Annotated in this window: 3 protein-coding genes; 2 read left to right on the plus strand and 1 reads right to left on the minus strand. The window is 61.3% G+C overall.

What is annotated here, in order from left to right; genetic code table 11:
- Positions 1-155: FAD-dependent oxidoreductase (locus ACZY0B_RS27295; protein WP_463767347.1), on the minus strand; the 155-nt coding region annotated here is incomplete at its 3' end.
- 382 nt (positions 156-537) lie between these two features.
- On the opposite strand from ACZY0B_RS27295, the gene ACZY0B_RS27300 reads away from it, so the two are divergent.
- Together ACZY0B_RS27300 and ACZY0B_RS27305 are read left to right on the plus strand one after the other, a co-directional pair.
- Positions 538-1011, plus strand: a complete 474-nt coding sequence (locus tag ACZY0B_RS27300) for a DUF2834 domain-containing protein (protein ID WP_463767345.1) — start codon at positions 538-540, stop codon at positions 1009-1011.
- 269 nt (positions 1012-1280) lie between these two features.
- On the plus strand, positions 1281-1787 hold the full coding sequence (locus ACZY0B_RS27305) for an SRPBCC family protein (protein ID WP_463767346.1): 507 nt from the start codon (positions 1281-1283) through the stop codon (positions 1785-1787).
- Positions 1788-1957 lie beyond the last annotated feature (170 nt).

Raw genomic sequence — 1957 nt, forward strand, 5'->3', positions numbered from 1 at the left:
AAGATGCCGGTGGCCACCTGATACAGCAGCGGCTGGAACAGGTGGGTGGTCGTCTTCGAGATGAGGGTGACGTCGACGTCGGCGCGCTTGAGCGCCTTGGCCGCATTCAGCCCGCCGAACCCGCTTCCGATGATGACGACACGATGGCGCGACATGATTCTCCTTCAGGTCCTAGATCCTTGGGGCCTCTACAGTCTCCGCGGCGCATCTCCACCGTACGACTTCGGTTTCAGTTGTACGTAGCGGCGACGGCGAACGCCGGCGAGTTGCCCAGTTGGCCCAGCCCACCGTGCTCCGGCCGGTCGATGCTGCCGAACTCAGGAACACCGCGTCGCCGCACTCGCGGCATTCGTGCGGGCTCGTGATGTCACTTGTCGGGCGCCGGGGTGCGATCCCCCGCCACCGACTGCGACCTCGACCACGCGATCCATTGCGGCGACGGGGGCGACCCACGCGTCGAACCTGAAATGCCTTTGCCGACAGCATCATTTGGTCAATCCCTCTAGCCCAGCAGTCGTGTTCACCTAGCGTGTCTTCATGACAACAACCGAACAGGTTCAGCCCGCCGCATCGATGCCCACGTCTCGCAAAGTGCTGTGCGTCGTCTACGCGCTCATCGCGATGGTCGCGCTTGTCTTGAATTGGAGTCAGACCGTCGCGTACACACATAGCGGCGTCGCCGCCTTCTTAGACCATTTCTGGCACGATGCCAAGGTCAACGCCTCGTCGCGCAACATGACCGCTGATGTTCTGATGCTCGGTCTTTCTGTCGCCATCTTCATGGTTGTCGAAGCCAGGAAGCATGGCTTGCGATTCGTCTGGCTCTACATATTCGGCGGGTTCTTCGTCGCTATCAGTGTGACGGTTCCGCTCTTTCTTATCGCTCGCGAGATTCGGATCGGCGCAGCAGAACCCCCGCGCCTTCGCCCGTTCGATGTGGTCCTGATGGCCTTGTCTGGGGCCGGTGTCCTAGCACTGACGATTTGGGTCGACATGGGCGGAATGACCTAAAGAGTCTTTCGACGAGTCGATGCCAGCGACTTCTCTGGACGTTTAGCGATGCGGGATTGTGGGTTCTGTAGGGTCCTGAGCTATGGGGGCACCTCAAGTCCCGTTGCGGCCGGAGCAGGTCGAGGCGGCACAGGCGATCTACAGCAAGTACAGCCGCCTTCGCGCTTGAAGTGTTCTTTTGCGATCCAGTAACACCACCTGCTCAGTCACTAGTGCTTCGTCGTAGGGGTCCGTATATTCCTTCCCTTACACAAGCAAGGAGAATTCTTGTGTTCGTCTGCGAAGCCGTCGATCTTGAGTTCCTTAACACAGCTCCCAAACGCCTTGATGCCGCCGTCAAAGTGGGTCGACCGCCGAGCGAGGTGTTCGCCGCATTTGCGCACGACCCGGCCAACTGGGGCGAGTTTTTCCCGGGCTTCAACACAACCGGGAACTACCACGCGTCGGGGCCACACGGCGTTGGCTCTCGCTGCACAAAGCGGGTCACCGGGATCAGGGTCGAGGAGACGGTACTGGCCTGGGATGAAGGCGCACGTTTTGCGTTCCGTGTCGACAGCACGGCCGCACCGGCGTTTCACGCATGGGTTGAGGACTACCACTTCGAGCCAGACGGCCGCGACGGCACTCTGTTGCGCGTTGCTATCGGCTGCAAGCCGCGACTGGCTTTCAAGTTGGCCACACCCGTACTGCCGCGCGCCTTGACTCTCGTGTTGACCCACGCGGGTCGCAAGCTTGAACATGGCCGTTGGTTCTCGACACCGACGACTAACTCTTGACATTCACGGGCTAGCCGCCGGAGTCCCGCGGGAAATCTGTGTCACGGCCAACGACGTGCCCCCGCCGCTCTCATGGGCGGTATTGTCCGTATCAGCATGAAGCAATTCATCCTCGGAGGACTGGCTACCGGGCTGGCTGCCGGCGCGCTGATCGCCTCGGCGCCCGCGGC

The sequence above is a fragment of the Mycobacterium sp. IDUB_19 genome, assembly GCF_055419445.1.